This is a genomic window from Holophagales bacterium (assembly GCA_016719485.1).
Classification (GTDB): Bacteria; Acidobacteriota; Thermoanaerobaculia; order UBA5066; family UBA5066; genus UBA5066.
Window position 1 is genome coordinate 24,273 of the sequence record JADJZB010000030.1, and the last position, 17,508, is coordinate 41,780.

The following is a 17,508-nucleotide window of genomic DNA, read 5'->3' on the forward strand; positions in this document are numbered from 1 at the left end:
GCGATGAAGTACCCGACCGTCGACTTCCGCTCCATCCCGCTCTTCGCCGGCGTGACCGACGCCGAGTGGAACGACTGGACCTGGCACATGAAGAACGGGATCCGGGACATCGAGACGCTCGAGAAGGTCGTCAAGCTCACGGACCTCGAGCGGGACCAGATCCAGCAGTGCCTCGGCAAGTTCACGATGGAGATCACCCCCTACTACGCGGCGCTGATGGACCGCGACGATCCGGAGTGCCCCGTGAGGATGCAGTCGGTGCCGCGGATCGCCGAGATGCACGACGACCCCTCGGACATGGCGGACCCTCTGCACGAGGACGTCGACAGCCCCGTCCCGGGGCTGACCCACCGCTACCCCGACCGGGTCCTCCTCCTCGTGACGAACATCTGCAGCATGAACTGCCGGCACTGCACGCGCCGGCGGCTCGTCGGCGACGAGGACGTCGACATGCCGGAGGACTACGTCTCCGCGGCGATCGAGTACATCCGGAACACGCCGACGGTCCGCGACGTCCTCCTCAGCGGCGGCGACCCGCTCGTCCTCCCGGACGACAAGCTCCGGTCGATCCTCCGGCGCCTCCGGGAGATCCCGCACGTCGAGATCATCCGGATCGGGACGCGGATGCCGGTCGTCCTGCCGCAGCGGATCACCGACGGGCTCGTGAACATGCTCAAGCAGTTCCACCCCGTCTGGGTGAACGTCCACTTCAACCACCCCAAGGAGATCACCGCCGAGGCGAAGGCCGCCTGCGAGAGGCTCGCCGACGCCGGCATCCCGCTCGGGAACCAGAGCGTCCTCCTGCGCGGGATCAACGACGACCCGGTCGTCATGAAGAAGCTCGTCCACAAGCTGATGACGGTCCGGGTGCGGCCCTACTACATCTACCAGTGCGACCTCTCGCTCGGCATCAGCCACTTCCGGACGTCGGTCGCCAAGGGGATCGAGATCATCGAGTCGCTCCGCGGGCACACGACCGGCCTCGCCGTCCCGACGTTCGTCGTCGACGCGCCGGGAGGCGGCGGGAAGATCCCGGTCATGCCGAACTACCTCATCTCGATGGCCGAGGGGAAGGCCGTCCTGCGCAACTACGAGGGGGTCATCACGACCTACTCCTGGCCGCAGGGGCGCGGACCCGCGAACGCGGCGCGGAAGGAAGAAGGGGACGACGCGAAGTACCGGGCAAAGGACGGCGTCGCGATGCTTCTCTCGGGCGACAAGCGCCGCATCGAGCCGAGCGACCTGATCCGCCACAAGCGCAACGAGGACTGAGGGCGCGTTGACCGGCCTCGAGGGCGTCGCGGGAGGGGTCACGGCGGTGACCGGATTCGAGAAGGGGTCGGGGAAGACCACCTTCCTGAACGCCCTCCTGCCGGTCGCCCGCAGGGCCGGCCCCGTGGCCGTCTTCAGCGTCGGGGTCGACGGCGGGCTGAAGGCCCGGAGCGGCGCGGCCGCGCCGGAGGTCCTCGTCGAGGAGGGAGACGTCGTCCTGACGACCGACCTCTTCGCGCGCGCCTCGTCGGCCCGGCTCGAGGTTCTCGAGACGCTGCCGGGCCGGTCCGTCCTGGGCCGGCTCCTTCTCGGCCGGGCGGTCCGGCGCGGCGGCGTGACGCTCGTGGGCGCCGACAGCCTCGCCGCCCTCTCGGGTGCGGTGCGCCTCGTCCGCGAGGAGAGATGGGCCGTCTCGGCGATCGTCGACGGCGCCGCCGACCGCGTGACGCAGCTGGGTGCGCTCGGGGACGTCGGGTTCGTCTACACCGTCCGTGTCGACCCGGGAAACCTGCCGCGCGTCGCCGGGCGCCTGCGCGCGCTCGTCGCGCTCTCCCAGCTGTCCGTCGTGCCCGACCCGCCGGCGGGCGCGTTGCGCCTCGAAGGGCCCCTCACCGACGAGGTGAGGCAGGGACTGCCCGAGGGCCTCGTCGCGCTTTCCGTCGAGGACTTCACGAAGGTGTTCCTTTCCCCGGCGGATCTGCTCCGCTTCCTTTCGCGGGTGACGTGCAGCGTGAGGCGGGGCTTCCGGCTTCTCGGCGTCGTCCCCGCGCTCCGGGGCGTCGGGCCGGAGGATCTGCGTCACGCGGTGGGTCCGGCGGTCGCCGCCCGGCTCCTCCCGAATCCGTACGAGGTGGCGGCGTGAGCCAGGGGATCTGGACGTACGCGGGCGCGGACGCGCTCTGGCGCCGCTTCCTGCCCATGACCCCGTTCGGCCGGGACGCGAAGGCACGGATGGTCCCGATGACCGAGCGGGCCGCGCTCGAGGAGCGCTACGACCTCACCGACGCGGCTCTCGCCCTCCTCGGGGGGCTCGACGCCGACCGCGTGACGCTCGACCGGATCCACCATCACCTGCGCCGCCTGCCCCGATTCCCGGAGACGCCGCAGGAGGTCTTCGACGACGTCGAGGTCTTCCAGCTCAAGAAGTTCCTCTTCAACCACCGGAGCCTCCTCTCGCTCCTGCCGGAGACGCTCGGGCAGCGGTTCGGGTTGAGGGAAATTCCCGGCGGCCTCGCCGACCTGCTCGGGACTGGGCGCCAGGGGGACGAATCGTTCTACGTCGCGGACGCGTACGACCCGGAGCTCGCCGAGATCCGCCGCGCGCTCCGGGAGGCCGACGCCGCGTCGCGGCGCCTGCGCGAGGAGTACGAGAGCGCGGTCCTCGAGCGCTGGGGCTTCGCCTTCGAGGGGCGCGCGTTTCTCCTCGTGCCCCGGGAACGGATCGGCGACGCCTCGGCCGCCGCGGCGCTCCTCGACCTCGAGCCGTGGGACGCGGACCGGCTCTGCGCTCGCCCGCGCCCGATTGCCGAGGCGCTCCGCCTCGCCGAGGAGACGGTCGCGCTCCTCTCGCGCGAGCGCTCGCTCGAGGCGCGCGTCCTCGCGTCGCTCTCCGTACCGCTTCGCGAGGCGCTCCCGTTCTTCCTCGAGCAGGCCAAGGCCGTCGAAGTCTTCGACCTCGCGCTCGCGGGGGCACACCTCGCGCGGGAGGTGGGGCTCACGCGCCCGATCCTCCACGAGGGCGGGATCGTCGTCGAGAGCGGCCGGCACCTGCCGACGGAAGCGCTCTGCGAGAGCCTCGGGACGCCGTACGCGCCGCTCGACGCCACGTTCGGCGGCGGTCCGACGGTGATCTTCGGCTCGAACATGGGCGGGAAGACGGTCGTCCTGAAGACGCTCGCCTTCCTCCAGCTCGTCGCGCAGGCGGGGCTCTTCGTCCCCGCCGCCCGCTTCGCGACGCGCGTCTTCCGTCACCTGCACTACGTGGGAGAAGGACGGGAGCGCGAGGAGGGGCGGGGCCTCTCCGGGTTCGGCTTCGAGATCCGCCAGTTCAACGAGGCGCACGCCGATTTCGGCGGCGAGACGCTCGCCCTCTTCGACGAGTTCGCCCGGACGACGAGCTCGGGAGAGGCCGAGGCGCTTCTGTCGGCGATCCTCGAAGAGCTCGCCGGGAAACCCCGTGTCGTCGCGCTCTTCTCGACCCACTTCCGCGGCGTCCGCCGGCTGCCCGGTGTCCGCTACCTCCGGATGGGCGGGCTCGACCGGACGCGCCTCGACCTCGCGGCGCCCGACGGTACGGGCGACGCGGACCTCGCCGCCCGTATCCGGCACATCGACCGGCAGATGCGCTTCTGCCTCGAGCCCGACGCCCCGGGCGAGCGGCGCTCCGACGCCATCGCCGTCGCGGCGCTTCTGGGCCTCTCCCCGGCTCTCGCGCGGCGGGCCGGGGACTTCCTGAAGCAAGAAGACTGACCCGAGGAGGACCCATGGAGAAGAGGCTCCACCTGCCGCCGGAACGTATCGCGCACGCCCGCGAGCTCGCGGAGCGGATCGTCGCGCCGGTACAGGAGTTCATCGAGGCGCACACGACCGTCACGGTCGAGAGGGCGACGCTGCGCCTCGCCGGCGCCGACGGCGCCGACGCCGACGGCGTGCCCGTGCCGAACCTCGTCGTCGACCAGCTCCGGGACCGCCTCGAGGAAGGGGCGCTGAAGTACTGGGTGAACGCCCTCCTCCGCACGGGCGAGGGCGTCGCGGGGCTCAACCGGCGCGTCGCCGAAGGGCTCTGCGTCGCCGACCTCCCGCTCGCCGACCCCGTCGCGCTCGAGGGGAAGGCCGCCGAGCTGGTCTCCGCCTGCACGATGCGTGTTCGCGGCAATCGGGCCCGCCGCGAGGAACGCCTCGCGAAGTACGCGGGGAGGAACCACGCGCCGCTCCTCTACGTCATCGTGGCGACCGGGAACATCCACGAGGACGTCAAGCAGGCCCGCGCCGCGGCCGAGCAGGGGGCCGACGTCGTCGCCGTCATCCGGACGACCGCGCAGTCTCTCCTCGACTACGTCCCCTACGGCGAGACGACCGAGGGCTTCGGCGGGACCTACGCCACGCAGGAGAACTTCCGGATCATGCGGGCCGCGCTCGACGAGGTCGTCGAGAAGGAGGGGCGCTACGTCTACCTGACGAACTACGCCTCCGGCCTCTGCATGCCCGAGATCGCGGCCATGGGGGCGCTCGAGCGCCTCGACATGATGCTGAACGACTCGATGTACGGGATCCTCTTCCGCGACATCAACATGTACCGGACGTTCGTCGACCAGAAGTTCAGCCGGATGATCAACGCCTGGGCGGGCGTCATCATCAACACGGGCGAGGACAACTACCTGACGACGTCCGACGCGGTGGAGAAGGCCTACACCGTTCTCGCGAGCCAGTTCCTGAACGAGCGCTTCGCCTTCGCCGCGGGCCTTCAGCCCTGGCAGATGGGGCTCGGGCACGCGTTCGAGATGGACCCTGCGATCCGCAACGGCTTCCTGATGGAGCTCTCCCAGGCCCTCATGGCGCGCGAGATCTTCCCCGAGGCGCCCCTGAAGTACATGCCGCCGACGAAGTTCATGACGGGCGACATCTTCCGCGGCGTCGTCCAGAACGCCCTCTTCAACTTCGTCTCGCAGATGACGGGACAGGGGATCCACCTCCTCGGGATGCTCACCGAGGCGATCCACACGCCCTTCATGCAGGACCGCTTCCTCGCCCTCGAGAACGCGAAGTACGTCATGAACAACATGGCCGACCTCGGGGACGAGATCGAGTTCCGGAAGGACGGGGCCATCGTGAGACGGGCGCAGGCCGTCCTCGAAGAGTCGATCGCTTTCCTCGAGAAGATCGACGCGACAGGACTCATGCCCGCGATCGAGCAGGGGCTCTTCGCCGACATCAAGCGCCCCCGCGACATGGGCAAGGGGCTCGAGGGCCTGCGAAGGAAGGCCGAGAGCTACTGGAACCCCTTCGAGACGCACCTCCAGCGGGAACTGGGACTCTGAGGCCGCGATGACGACCATCATTCGACCTTACGGCGACACCCTGGACGACGGCGCGGTCCAGCTCTCCTTCACGCTCCCCGTCCCCTTCGGCCCCCGCGGCCGCGAGGCGGCACGCCTCTTCGTCGAGAAGCTCGGCTTCCGCCACGCCGAGATCGTCCACGCCGCGCCCCTCTCGGAGGGCTTCAGCTTCTACGTCGCCTACGGGCGGACGGAGACGTCGATCGACGTCGACACGATCCACGTCGAGGAGGCGACCGGCGAGAGGCTCTACTCGATGAACGAGGCCTGTGAGGTGATCCGCGCCCGCCTGGGCCGCAAGCTCGTCGTGGTCGGCGCCTGCACGGGCTTCGACGCGCACACGGTCGGGATCGACGCGATCATGAACATGAAGGGCTACAACCACCACTACGGCCTGGAGCGCTACCCGGAGGTGGAGGCCCACAACCTCGGCGCGCAGGTGCCGAACGAGAAGCTCATCGACTTTGCCGTGAAGGTGAATGCGGACGCGATCCTCGTCAGCCAGATCGTCACCCAGAAGGACGTCCACATCCGCAACCTCACCGAGCTGATCGAGCTCCTCGAGGCACGCGGCCTGCGCGAGCGCTTCGTCGTCTGCGCCGGCGGCTCCCGCATCAGCAACAAGCTCGCCGTCGAGCTCGGCTACGACGCCGGCTTCGGCCAGGGCACCTACGCCGAGCACGTCGCCACCTTCCTCATCGAGAAGCTGGGGGTCAGGTCTTGATTTTCTATTCTACGGTGGGACGGGGAGCGTAGAGAAAGACGAGGGAACGAGGGGCCGAGGGCACGAGGGGGACGAAGGGGGACGGGACGTCTTCCATGCCATCTCATCGTGCCGCACGAGTCGCGTACGGGAGGGGTATCCCACGGCGCCTTCTGCGCTCCCGCGACCCGCATCGGTCCCGCTGCGCGGGCCGCCGGGGCGATCGCAAACTCCTCACTTCGCTCGTCAGACACGTGCGCTCGCCTTGTCCGGCGTCCTGCTCGCGGAACCGTGCGGGTCCCCGCGGGTGCTCGAACGGCGCTCGCGGGACACCCCTCCCGCCCGCTCAGCCCTCCGATGAGTCAGGCCAGAGAGCGAGCCCGGAACTGAGGCCTAAAGTCAGCATGGGGTCAGTTCCGTTTTTCGTGTTTTCCGAAGATATGGAATCGACCCACATCCGAGTCGAACAACGGAAAACGGAACTGACCCCACACCCGGACGGAATTGACCCCATATTCAGACTCTGCAGACCTCGAAGCCCGCCGGCCGCGGGTGGGGTGGGACGTCTCGCGAGCCGCCCCTGAGCACGGCCGGGGACCCGCTCGAGTTCGCGAGGACCGGGCGGGGATCAGGCTCGCGCGCGTGTCTGACGAGCGAAGCGAGGAGTCCGCGCGGGCCCCCCGCCCGGCCGCAGCGAGCTCGGAAGCGGGTCGGCCGCGCGGAACAGGCGGCCGCGAGACGCCCCACTCCGCCCGCGGCCCCCCGCGGAATCGACGGGATGGTTCGGCTGTCAAGACTTGGGGTCAGTTCCGTTTTCCGTGTTTCACGAGGAACTGGCCCCGCCCCCCTCATTCGATCCGAGCAACGGAAAACGGAACTGACCCCATATTCAATCTTCAGGCGAGGAGGAGAGCGAGGGCGGCGCCGGCGAGGGTGTTGAAGAAGTTGAGGACGTGGCCGTTCGTGACGCGCCAGGGGGCTCCGTCGCGGCCGAGGAGGCTCTCGACGACGGTGCCGGCGAAGGCGGCGGCGACGACGACCGGGATGCCGGAGGGCGGGTAGAGGCCGAGCTTCCAGCCGAGGGCCGCCAGGAGGAGCGCCGCGAGGAGGCCCGCGAGGGTGCCGGCTACGGAGACCGCTCCGTCGGTGCCGGGTGGGACGCGGCGAAAGTCGGGGAGGAGGACGGTGGGCGTTCGGAGCGCCTGCCCCACCTCCGTGCCGACCGTGTCCATGAGGGCCGTGGCGAGGGCCGCGGCCGCGGCGAGGAGGAGCGCGGCGGAGGCGGCCGGCGTCATGGCGGCACAGCAGACGAGGAACGCGGCGACGGAGCAGTTCGCGAGCACGTTCGCGGCCCCGCGACGCCCGCCCGCCTCTTCCGCCTTGCCCATCGCCTCTTTCCGCCTGCGGCCGAAGCGGGTCGTGAGCGTCCCACCGGCGAAGAAGACCCAGAGGAGCGCGTAGGCCCCCCAGCCTCCGAGGCCGAGGACGAGAGTCCCGACGAGGCCGCCGGCAAGCGCGCCGGAAGGGCGTACGACGCGCAGGAGCGCCGCGGCACTCGAGACGAAGACGTTGACCGCGAGGCCGAGGGAGAGCTGGCGAAGCGCGGTGGGATCCAGGAGAAGACCCACGTTCGGGAGCGCCGCGAGGAGGGCCGCCAGGACTCCCGTCGCCACGAGCGGCGGGACGAGGTTGTCGTCCAGCTCGGAGGGGAGACTCTCGACGGCAGCTCCGGCGAGGCCGGCGAGGAGGAATGCCACGCCCTCGGCGGGCGACGGTCCCCGCCCCGCGACGAACGAGGAGAGGGCCAGGGCGCCGAGGCTGCCGAAGAGGACGTAGCCGGCGAGCCCGCTCCAGCGCTTGCCGCTGTTCCACGGAAGGCGGGGCCCGCCGAGGGTGATGCCGCAGAGGGTCGCGAAGCCGTCGCCGAAGGCGAGGAAGCCCCACCCCGCCGCCACGAGGGAAAGCCGGGCCGGAAAGAGGAGGACGAGGACGAGGACGACGAGCGGGTAGAGCAGGATGCCGACCGGGTAGCCGCGGGCGCGGTCGTCCACGCGGAAGAGGGCCTTTCCGCCGAGACGCGGGAGTACGAGGAGATTGAACGCCAGTGCCCCCAGGGCACAGAGGGCAGCGCCCCTCCAGTCGAGCCAACGGAGGAGAAGCGCGAACGAGGCCATCCCGACGTGGACGGCCTTGCGTTTCGCTTCGGTGCCGTCGAGCCTCAACCCTCCGCTTTCCCCGCCGCCCCCGCTCGAAGCCGGAGATGCTCGTCGAGTGCGGCCGTGAAGGGCCTCGGCGCCTCGCCGGTGAGCCGCTCGTAGCGCGTCGTATCGAGAACCGAGTTCGCCGGCCGGGCCGCCGGGCGGGGGAACTCGGCCGTCGTGCAGGGGACGAGCTTCACGTGAGGGAACCCTCCGCGCGCGAGCGTTTCCTTCGCGAGGCCGAACCAGGTGGTCTCGCCGGCGTTGGCGAAGTGGACGACGCCGCGTGCCCCCGCGGCGACGAGCGTGACGAGCGCGCGGGCGAGGTCGGGCGCGAACGTCGGCCGGCCGCGCTGGTCGTCGACGACCTTCAGCTCGGTCCTGCCCGAGCCGGCGAGATCGAGCATCGTGTCGACGAAGTTGACCCCTCCCGGCGCGAAGACCCAGGAGGTCCGGACGACGAGCACCTCGGCGCCGCTCTCGAGGGCGCGGCGCTCGCCGCCGAGCTTTCCCCGGCCGTAGGCGTTGACGGGAGCGACCGGGTCGTCCTCGCGCCACGCCCGGCCCGCGCGGCCGTCGAAGACGTAGTCGGTCGAGACGTGGACGAGGAGCGCGCCGGCGTCGCGGCAGAGACCCGCGAGGACGCCGACCGCCAGGTCGTTGACGGCCAGGTGCGCCGGGTCGGTCTCGGCAAGGTCGACGCGGGTGTCGGCGGCGGCGTTCCAGACGATGCTCACGCCCGCAGCGACGGCGCGCGCGAGGGCCGAGGGGTCGGTGATGTCGAGGTCGCCGATGCCGAGAGAGAGGGCGTGCGGCCGCTCCGCCGCGAGGCCCCGCGCGAGCATCCCGCCCGCGCCGAGGATCAGCTCCGTCCTGCCGTCTTCCATCTGTTCCATCCCCGCCGGGCCCGCGCCGGCTGGCTCGCTTCGCAGGCCACGGCTCAGTTCGAGACGCGCCCGGTGAAATCGAGGAAGCTGCCGATGTTCTTCAGGTTGAGCCCGATCCGGAAGTCCTTCGTGGGAATCGCGCCGAGGCGCAGGTCCCTGTACTCACCGAGGATCTTGAAGCAGGACGCCTCCCAGGTCAGGAGGCTCCGCCACTCGAGCATCCGCCCCTGCCCGACGTCGTAGTTCGCCTCGAGGTCGAGCCGCAGGTTCTTCGGCAGGATCGCGGACCCGCCCCCGATCCTCAGCTGCGTCGAAGGACGCACCGAGCCGACGGGACGGCTGTCGTAGTAGGAGAAGCGCAGAGAGCGGGAGCTCGACCCGAGGTTCGCCGACACGCTCGTGGACGTGACGACCCCCGCCGCCAGGTCCCACGCGGCCCGGGCGTCGAAGTTGAGCGACGACCCTGCATTGACGCGCAGCACGGCGTCGAGCGGGGAGTCGCGAGCGGTCGTCGCGGGGGCGCCCACCGGGAGCTGGAAGTAGTGGAGGCGCGAGACCTCGAAGGAGGCGATCTCGCGCGAGGCGCCCGACTTCTCCTTGGCGAGGAGCCTCTGGACGAGAGCGTAGCGGACCGCGTGAGAGGGCAGGATCGTGTCGACCTCGTCGAAGACGGGCGTCCGCGAGAGGTCGCCGGGGTCGGTCTGGTACTGGTAGTCGGCTCGCGGCTCGATGACGTGCTTGAGCCTCGTGAACTTCCCGAGCTTCACGTCGAAGATGCGCGCGAAGGAGGGCCCGGTCAGCTCGAGGCCGGCCTGCGCCGTGCCCCTCGTGTAGGGCTCGTCGGTGAGCAGACGGCCGTCGGTCGAGACCGATGCCCCGTACCGGGTGAGCCGGTAGCCCGCCTCGACGTTGAGCGAGAGCCACGGGACGGGAGAGATGGGCGCCGAGACCTTCGGGAAGAGATCGAAGCGCTCGTAGTCCCCCGAGGGCTGGCCCGTGGGACGGATCGAACGGAGGAAACCGCCCGAGGCCTGCGCCTCGACGAAGACCGCGTTGCCGAAGAGGCCGGTGGGCCTCAGGCGCGCCTCGAGGACCGGTTTCCGCTCCAGGACGACCTCGCTCGTGCCGTAGAGGGCCGTCTCCCTCTCGAGCCGGAGGTTGAACGCGAAGGGCCCCTCGGACCGGGTGATGAACGCCTTCTGCCCGACCGTCCGGGTCGAGGTGAGGGAGAAATCGCGGTCGTAGGTCTGGAAGAACGCGATGCTCGAGTAGTCGACCCAGTTCAGCACGGCCCGCGTCCTCGGGGCGAGGTCGTCCGCCGCGAGCGAGCCCGCCGTCTTCCACTGCCATCGCTGGTTGGGGTCGATGACGGTGTAGTACATGCCGGCGAAGCTCGTCCCGGCGGTCGGACGCCAGCGCAGCTCCGTGCCGAGGCCGAAGAACTCCTTCGTGTAGAGGTCGGTCGTGACGGTCGCGTCGGCGGAGCGGCCGAGGACCTGGTAGTACGAGAGGCCCAGGAATCCGCCGCGGCTGCTGCTGTACCCGATGCCCGGGATGAGGAAGCCCGAGGCCCGGTCGCGCAGGGCCGGCCAGAGCAGGTAGGGCGTGTAGAGGAGCGGGATGCCGCCGAGGCGGAAGACGACCGTCTTCAGCTTCGCGTAGTCGTCGAGCGTGACCCGCCCGTCCTTCACCTCGAACTCCCACGCGGGGTCGTCCCCCTCGCAGGCGGTGACGGCGCCGTCGCGGATCTCGAACGTCCGCGCGCCCGTCTTGGCGAGGACGGCTCCCCGGACGAGGATGCCCGCGAGCTCGGCCGTCCCGTCCGTCAGGATTCCCGTCTTGTCCGTCAGGTCGAGGTCGAGGCGCACGCCCGTCATTCGCGAGGGCCCCTGCTCGAGGACGACGTCTCCCTCGGCGACGACCTGCCGGGTCCTGCGGTCGGCCCGGACGTAGTCGGCCGTGAGCTTGATGTCCTGGTACTCGAGCGTGACGACGCCCCCCTTCGGGGCCTGGGTCTCGTAGACGTCCTCGGAAAGGAGGCTCTGCCGGCCCCCTTTCCCATCGGACACCGTCACCTTGATGACGCCGCCCTCCTCGGGCATCCGGAACTTGATGTCGAGGTTCGGGCGTTCGCGAAAGCGGGAGGCGAACGGGTCGGTCTCGAACGACGACTGGCTCGCGGCGGGCGCCGCCAGGAGCAGCGCGGCCACGGCGACCCCCGCGAGGGACAGCCGCCGCGCCGGAGGGTCCACCTGGCGCCGCCCTGGCTTCAGAGCTTCATCTCGGGAACGTCCCCGCGGACCTCGAGGGGCGGCTCGGTCGCCGCCACGATCTCCTCGACGGTCACTCCCGGCGCCCGTTCGACGAGGACGAGGCCCGCCCCATCGGGCTTCACGTCGAGGACGGCGAGGTCGGTGACGATCCGGTGAACGCAACGCTTCCCCGTGAAGGGGAGCGTGCAGCGGTTCAGGACCTTGCGGTCGCCGTTCTTCGCGACGTGATCCATGATGACGATGACGCGGCGGGCCCCGCCGACGAGGTCCATCGCGCCTCCCATCCCCTTCACGAGGCGCCCGGGGATCATCCAGTTCGCCAGCGACCCCTCGGCGTCGACCTGCATCGCTCCGAGGATGCAGAGGTCGATGTGGCCGCCGCGGATCATCGCGAAGGAGTCGGCGGAGGAGAAGAACGCGGCGCCGGGAATGACGGTGACCGTCTCCTTGCCGGCGTTGATGAGGTCGGCGTCGACCTCGGCTTCCGTCGGGTAGGCGCCCATGCCGAGGATGCCGTTCTCCGACTGGAAGATGACCTCCATCCCGGAGGGGACCCGGTTCGCCACGAGGGTCGGCATCCCGATGCCGAGGTTGACGTACATCCCGTCGCGCAGCTCCTGCGCAGCGCGGGCCACGATTCCGTCCCTGTCGAGCTTGCCCATCGACTCCCCCTCAGCCCTTCCGCACGGTGCGCCGCTCGATCCGCTTGGCGCGGGGGGCGACGACGAGCCGGTTCACGTAGACCCCGGGAGTGTCGATGTCGTCGGGGTCGATCTCGCCGACGTCGACGAGCTGCTCCACCTCGGCGATCGTGATCCGCCCCGCCGTGGCGACCATCGGGTTGAAGTTCTTCGCGGTCTTCCGGTAGACGAGGTTCCCCAGCCGGTCGCCCTTCCAGGCAGCGACGAGGGCGAAATCGGTCACGATGCCGCGCTCGAGGACGTGCTCACGCCCGTCGAAGAGCTTCGTCTCCTTCCCCTCGGCGACGACCGTCCCGACGCCGGTCGGCGTGTAGAAGCCGGCGATGCCGGCCCCGCCGGCCCGGAGCCGCTCGGCGAGCGTCCCCTGCGGGCAGAACTCGAGCTCCAGCTCCCCCGTCAGGTACTGCCTCTCGAACTCGGCGTTCTCGCCGACGTAGGAGGAGAGCATCTTGCGGATCATCTTCTTCCCGAGGAGCACCCCGAGGCCCCAGTCGTCGACGCCGCAGTTGTTCGAGACGCAGGTGAGGTCCCTCACGTCGCGGTCGGCGAGCGCCTGGATGAGGTTCTCCGGGATGCCGCAGAGGCCGAAGCCCCCGACGGCGAGCGTCGCCCCGGACGGGATGTCGGCCACCGCCCGGGCCGCCGCCTCGTGGTGCGAGGAGGAGAGGATGACCTTGTCGATCACAGGGCCTCCACCACCATGGCGGTCGCCTCGCCGCCCCCGATGCAGATCGCCGCGAGGCCGTACTTCTTCTTGCGGGCCTTCAGGGCGTGGAGGAGCGTGACGAGGATGCGGGCGCCGGAGGCCCCGATGGGGTGGCCCATCGCGACCGCGCCGCCGTTCACGTTGACCTTGTTCGGGTCGATCTCGAGGTCCTTGATGAAGGCCATGGCGACGACCGCAAACGCCTCGTTCACCTCGAAGAGGTCGATCTGCGAGAGGGGAATCCCCGCCTTCTCGATCGCCTTCTTCGCCGCGAAGGAGGGGGCCGTCGTGAACCACTCCGGCTCCTGGGCGTGCGAGGCGTAGGCGACGATGCGGCCGATCGGCTTCGCCCCGGTCTCCTGGGCCGCACCCTCGCTCGCGAGGAGGAGCGCCGCGGCCCCGTCGTTGAGCTTCGATGAGTTCGCCGCCGTGACGGTGCCGTCCTTCTGGAAGGCGGGCTTCAGGGACCCCATCTTCTCGAGCTTCTCGAGGGGCGTGGCGAACGGCTCCTCGTCGCGGTCGACGACCGTCGTCCCCTTCTTGCCCTCGATCGAGACCGGGACCATCTCGGCCCGGAAGTCGCCCGAGTCGTTGGCCCGGCGGGCCCGCTGGTAGCTCTCGAGGGCGTAGGCGTCCTGGGCCTCGCGGGTGAACACGTACTTCCCCGCGCAGAGCTCGGCGCAGTTGCCCATGTGGACGTTCTTGTACGGGTCCCAGAGTCCGTCGTGGACCATCGAGTCGAGGAGCTGGCCGTGCCCCATCCGCATCCCCAGCCGCCCCTTCGGGAGGAGGTAGGGGGCGTTCGACATCGACTCCATCCCCCCGGCCAGGACGACGTCGTACTCGCCCGACAGGATCGCGTTGGTCCCGTCCATGACGGCCCTCATCCCCGAACCGCAGACCTTGTGGATCGTGACGGCCCCGGTCGACTTCGGAAGGCCGGCCGCAATCATGGCCTGCCGTGCCGGGGCCTGCCCCTGGCCGGCCTGCAGCACGTTCCCCATGAGGACCTGGTCGACCCGGTACCCGGGGAACTCCGTCCGGTCGAGGCACGCCTTGAGTGCCTGCGCGCCGATCTCGGAAGCGCTGAGGGAGGAAAGGGACCCCAGGAAAGTGCCGATCGGCGTTCGGGCCGCCGAGAGGACGAGGACGTTCTTCATCGTTCGCTTGCTCCGTAGGCCCCCGGGCCAGAAGGGGCCCACGGGGAACAGGCGGATTCTACCTACCCGTCCCTCCGCTCACCGTTCCGCCGGTCCGCATGCCGGTGGACACCACCGGAGAGGCCCCCCTATCCTCGCGCCATGCGCATCCTGGCGGTGGATTTCGGTGAGAAGAGAATCGGCCTCGCCGTGTCCGACGAATCCGGGGAGATCGTCGTCCCGGTCGGCGTCGTCTCCCGGCGCAGCGACGCCCAGGCGGCCTCCGAGGTGGCGGCTGCCGCCCGCGAACGGGAGGTGGAGCTGCTCGTCGTCGGCCTCCCGGTGTCGCCCGAAGACGGCCGGGACAGCGCATTCGCCACCAGGGCCCGGAACTTCGCCCGCAGGCTGGCCGAATCCTCCGGGCTGCCGGTCGAGCTGCACGGCGAGGCCCTGACCTCGTTCTCGGCGGAAGCGACGCTGCGCGAAGCGGGCGGCCGACCGGATCGCCGCCGGGCGGCGCTCGACGCCGAGGCGGCCGCCACGATCCTTCGCGACTGGCTCTCTTCGCGCCCCGGCGGGAGCGTCGGGTGAGCGGGGGCCCGAGGCGGTGGCCCGGCCGGATCGCCGCCCTGGCGGCCCTCGCGGTCGTGGCGGGCGCCGCGGGTCTCCTCCTCGTGCGGAGCCCGTTCAAGGGCTACCCGGGTGCGTCGGTCGTGGTCGAGATACCTTTCGGGACCTCGACCCGCGCGATCTTCGAGACGCTCGAGCGAGAGCGGGTCGTGAGGAGCCGGCACCTGGCGTACGGCGTGATGAGGCTCCTCTTCCGCGGAGAGAGCCTGAAGGCCGGCGAGTACCGTTTCGAAGGGCCGAGGACGACGGAGGAGGTCCTCCGTGCCCTGGTCGAGGGAAAGGTCGTCTCCCACCGCGTGACGGTTCCCGAGGGGCTGACGGCCGACGAGATCTTCGGCCTCGTAGCGGGTGAAGGGCTCGCAGCGAAGGCCGAGCTCGATGCCCTTTTCGCCCAGCCCGGGCTCTTCGAAGGGGTCCCAGCCGGGGCGCCGAGCCTCGAGGGGTTCCTCGGCCCCGACACGCACCACTTCACCCGGTCGCAGGGGGCGCGCGGGGTCGTCTCGACGCTCGTCGCCACGTTCCGGCGCCTGCTCCCCGACCGCTTCGAGGAGCGCGCCCGCGCGCTCGGACGGACGCCCCTCGAGGCGGCCACCCTCGCCTCCCTCGTCGAGAAGGAGACGGCCGTCGCGGCGGAGCGCGCGCTCGTCTCGGCCGTCTACCACAACCGGCTGAGGGTGGGGATGCCGCTGCAGTGCGACCCGACGACCGTCTACGCTCTCCGCCGCAGGGGCCTCTGGACGGGCACCCTGACCCGTGACGGCCTGGCGCTGGACGACCCTTACAACACCTACGTGCACCCGGGACTGCCTCCCGGCCCGATCGCCAGCCCCGGCGCCGCCGCCCTCGAGGCGGCCGTGGCGCCGGCGGACGTCCCTTTCCTCTACTTCGTCGCCGTCGGCGACGGATCGGGCGAGCACCGCTTCGCCGTCTCCTACGAGGAGCACCTCGCGAACGTGGCTCTCTTCCGGCGGGCCCGGGCCGCTCAGGAAACCGCTTCCCTCGCGCCCCGCTGAGGTAGACTTTTCCGCCCCGGAAGTCCACCGAAGGCGGAGCAGAGATGAGCAGCAGCGGCCCCATTCCCAGGCTATTCGGTCCCTACGTCCTGACCCGCCACCTCGGAGCGGACCCTCTCGGCGGCGTCTACCGCGCCGGAACGGCCTCCGGACCGCACCTGGCGCCGTTCCTGCTGGTCCGTGTCTTCGAGGGCGCCGGCGTCGACGAGGCCGCTCTCGTGCCCGCCATGGAGGATGCCTCGGAGTATCTCGAGGTGGTCCGTGGCCCCGCGGTCGCGAAGGGAGCGGTCCTCGGCATCGTGGAGGACGTCCCGTTCGCCGGCATCGAGTACGTCCCCGGCCGGACGCTCGACCGCCTCTTCTCGGGCGAGGGCCAGGGCTCGATCCCGCTCCCGGTGGAGCACGCCCTCCTGATCGCCGAGAAGCTCCTCGTCGCCCTCGAGGCGGGCAAGCCCTTCGAGAAGAAGATGGGCGCGCCGCACGGCTTCCTGACGCCGGGATTCGTGTCGATCTCCAACGACGGCGACGTCCGCGTCTACGGCGCGGGCCTCGGCGCCGGGCTCCTGCCCTCCCTCAAGAAGCCCGCCGTTCTCGCCGCCTTCGGCCCCTACATCGCGCCGGAGGTCCTCGCCTCGGGCAAGCCGAGCGGCGCGGGCGACATCTACTCGGCCGCCACGATCCTCCTGCAGGCCCTCACCGGAAAGGTGCCGAGCCCCGGGGCCGGCACCGACGCCCTCTCCGGCGCGGTCCTCGCCGTCGACGGGAGCCCCATGCCGGAGGACCTCGGCAAGCTCCTCGCCCGGGGCCTCGCGAAGGACCCGGCGCAGCGCGAGACGGACGTCGTCGCCTACAGGAAGACCCTCGGCAAGCTCCTCTACGGAGGCCCCTACGCCCCCTCCACGTTCAACCTCGCCTTCTTCATGCACCAGCGGTTCGAGAAGGCGATCGAGAAGGAACGGAAGGAGATGGGGCAGGAGGAGACGATCGACCCGAAGCCTCTCGCCGCGGCCGAGGAGAAGAAGGACAAGGAGGTCCGCGACCGCGCCCGCGCGGCCCGCGCGGCGGCGGCGGTCGCCGTGCCCTCCTTCGGCGGCGGGACCTCACCGGGCACGACGACGATGGGCGGGACGCCGGTCGCGAAGAAGCCGGCTCTCGGCGGCCTCCCGGTGCCCCTCGTGGCCGCGGGGGTCGTCGTCGTCCTCGGCGTCGCCGGCTGGTTCCTCTTCGGAAGGGGCGGCGCGAAGCCGGCAGCCGCCCCCACACCGGTGCCCGTAGCCGCGGCGACGCCGACCCCGATGCCGGCTCCGACCCCGATGATGGTCGGCAAGGAGGATCCCGAGTTCCAGGCCCAGCTCCAGGCCAGGCTCCAGGAAGAGATGAAGAAGGTCGAGGCCCAGATCGGGAAGGAGCAGGCCGCGGCCGCGAGGAAGCGGACCGAGGAGCAGGCGGCGCTCGAGGCCGCCGCCCAGAAGACGCGCGAGGCCGAAGAGGCCGCGCGAGCCGCCAGCGCCCTTGCCGACAAGGAAGAAGCCGAGCGTCTCGCGAAGGAAGCCGCCGACGCCCGCTCCCGCGAGGAGGCGGCCCGCAGGGTGGCGGAAGCCGCGGCCCCGAGGGTGAATCCCGGCGACCTCGTCGACATCGGGCAGGTCTCGCGACCGCCGCAGGCGACGAAGGTCGTCAAGCCCGAGGCGACCAGCCTCGCCCGCTCCCGGAAGGTCTCGGGCACCGTCCTCGTCCGGGTCCTGGTGGACGAGAACGGCCGCGCCGCCCAGACCGAGGTCTACCGCGACACGACCCCGAGGGTCGGCCTCGGCGAGGCGAGCGTCTCGGCCGTGAAGCAGTGGCAGTGGACGCCCGCGACCAAGGACGGCGTGAAGGTGAAGACCTGGATCGTCGTCCCGTTGCCGTTCGTCATCAAGTAGAACGGGCCC

14 protein-coding genes are annotated in these 17,508 nt (G+C 70.8%); 8 read left to right on the plus strand and 6 right to left on the minus strand.

Features of this window, described 5'->3' with window-relative positions:
* Positions 1-3 precede the first annotated feature (3 nt).
* Genes ablA through IPN03_21795 form a run of 5 tightly spaced genes read left to right on the plus strand, consistent with a single transcriptional unit; the run spans position 4 to position 6,051 of the window.
* Positions 4-1,272: a lysine 2,3-aminomutase gene (ablA, locus tag IPN03_21775; protein MBK9376276.1), complete on the plus strand. Its 1,269-nt coding sequence runs from the start codon at positions 4-6 to the stop codon at positions 1,270-1,272.
* 7 nt (positions 1,273-1,279) lie between these two features.
* Positions 1,280-2,134, plus strand: a complete 855-nt coding sequence (locus IPN03_21780) for a hypothetical protein (protein ID MBK9376277.1) — start codon at positions 1,280-1,282, stop codon at positions 2,132-2,134.
* The gene (locus tag IPN03_21785) at positions 2,131-3,741 is read left to right on the plus strand and encodes a hypothetical protein (GenBank protein ID MBK9376278.1); all 1,611 of its coding nucleotides are present in this window, start codon (positions 2,131-2,133) and stop codon (positions 3,739-3,741) included. Before IPN03_21780 ends, IPN03_21785 begins: the two co-directional genes overlap by 4 nt.
* A 14-nt stretch (positions 3,742-3,755) precedes the next feature.
* Positions 3,756-5,309 (plus strand): lysine 5,6-aminomutase subunit alpha, encoded by a 1,554-nt coding sequence (locus tag IPN03_21790; protein ID MBK9376279.1) that lies wholly within the window; start codon positions 3,756-3,758, stop codon positions 5,307-5,309.
* Positions 5,310-5,316: 7 nt separating this feature from the next.
* Positions 5,317-6,051 (plus strand): cobalamin-dependent protein, encoded by a 735-nt coding sequence (locus tag IPN03_21795; protein ID MBK9376280.1) that lies wholly within the window; start codon positions 5,317-5,319, stop codon positions 6,049-6,051.
* A gap of 875 nt (positions 6,052-6,926) precedes the next feature.
* On the opposite strand, the gene IPN03_21800 is transcribed toward IPN03_21795, so the two are convergent.
* Genes IPN03_21800 through IPN03_21825 form a run of 6 tightly spaced genes read right to left on the minus strand, consistent with a single transcriptional unit; the run spans position 6,927 to position 13,955 of the window.
* Complete coding sequence (locus tag IPN03_21800; protein MBK9376281.1) at positions 6,927-8,252, minus strand: DUF92 domain-containing protein; 1,326 nt, start codon at positions 8,250-8,252, stop codon at positions 6,927-6,929.
* On the minus strand, positions 8,249-9,115 hold the full coding sequence (gene rfbD / locus IPN03_21805; GenBank protein ID MBK9376282.1) for a dTDP-4-dehydrorhamnose reductase: 867 nt from the start codon (positions 9,113-9,115) through the stop codon (positions 8,249-8,251). The genes IPN03_21800 and rfbD overlap by 4 nt, the downstream gene beginning before the upstream one ends.
* Positions 9,116-9,168: 53 nt before the next feature.
* Positions 9,169-11,325 carry an LPS-assembly protein LptD gene (locus IPN03_21810; protein MBK9376283.1) on the minus strand — a complete coding sequence of 719 codons (2,157 nt, stop codon included), beginning with the start codon at positions 11,323-11,325 and terminating at the stop codon, positions 9,169-9,171.
* 59 nt (positions 11,326-11,384) lie between these two features.
* Positions 11,385-12,050, minus strand: coding sequence for a CoA transferase subunit B (locus tag IPN03_21815; protein MBK9376284.1), 666 nt, complete (start codon positions 12,048-12,050; stop codon positions 11,385-11,387).
* A gap of 10 nt (positions 12,051-12,060) precedes the next feature.
* Positions 12,061-12,759, minus strand: a complete 699-nt coding sequence (locus IPN03_21820) for a CoA transferase subunit A (protein MBK9376285.1) — start codon at positions 12,757-12,759, stop codon at positions 12,061-12,063.
* 11 nt (positions 12,760-12,770) lie between these two features.
* Positions 12,771-13,955: a thiolase family protein gene (locus IPN03_21825; GenBank protein MBK9376286.1), complete on the minus strand. Its 1,185-nt coding sequence runs from the start codon at positions 13,953-13,955 to the stop codon at positions 12,771-12,773.
* Positions 13,956-14,105: 150 nt separating this feature from the next.
* Here IPN03_21825 and ruvX point away from each other — a divergent pair, with 150 nt between their 5' ends.
* From ruvX to IPN03_21840, 3 genes are read left to right on the plus strand one after another with little or no spacing between them, the layout of a single operon-like run.
* Positions 14,106-14,525 (plus strand): Holliday junction resolvase RuvX, encoded by a 420-nt coding sequence (gene ruvX, locus IPN03_21830; protein MBK9376287.1) that lies wholly within the window; start codon positions 14,106-14,108, stop codon positions 14,523-14,525.
* Positions 14,522-15,577, plus strand: coding sequence for an endolytic transglycosylase MltG (gene mltG, locus IPN03_21835; GenBank protein MBK9376288.1), 1,056 nt, complete (start codon positions 14,522-14,524; stop codon positions 15,575-15,577). The genes ruvX and mltG overlap by 4 nt, the downstream gene beginning before the upstream one ends.
* 44 nt (positions 15,578-15,621) lie before the next feature.
* On the plus strand, positions 15,622-17,499 hold the full coding sequence (locus IPN03_21840) for a TonB family protein (protein MBK9376289.1): 1,878 nt from the start codon (positions 15,622-15,624) through the stop codon (positions 17,497-17,499).
* Positions 17,500-17,508: the final 9 nt, after the last annotated feature.

Bases quoted from the DNA above. Each gene is read 5' to 3' on its own strand.
- ablA (MBK9376276.1), top strand. From the start codon at position 4: ATGAAGTACCCGACCGTCGACTTCCGCTCCATCCCGCTCTTCGCCGGC.
- IPN03_21790 (MBK9376279.1), top strand. From the start codon at position 3,756: ATGGAGAAGAGGCTCCACCTGCCGCCGGAACGTATCGCGCACGCCCGC.
- IPN03_21795 (MBK9376280.1), top strand. From the start codon at position 5,317: ATGACGACCATCATTCGACCTTACGGCGACACCCTGGACGACGGCGCG.
- rfbD (MBK9376282.1), bottom strand. From the start codon at position 9,115: ATGGAAGACGGCAGGACGGAGCTGATCCTCGGCGCGGGCGGGATGCTC.
- IPN03_21815 (MBK9376284.1), bottom strand. From the start codon at position 12,050: ATGGGCAAGCTCGACAGGGACGGAATCGTGGCCCGCGCTGCGCAGGAG.
- IPN03_21825 (MBK9376286.1), bottom strand. From the start codon at position 13,955: ATGAAGAACGTCCTCGTCCTCTCGGCGGCCCGAACGCCGATCGGCACT.
- IPN03_21840 (MBK9376289.1), top strand. From the start codon at position 15,622: ATGAGCAGCAGCGGCCCCATTCCCAGGCTATTCGGTCCCTACGTCCTG.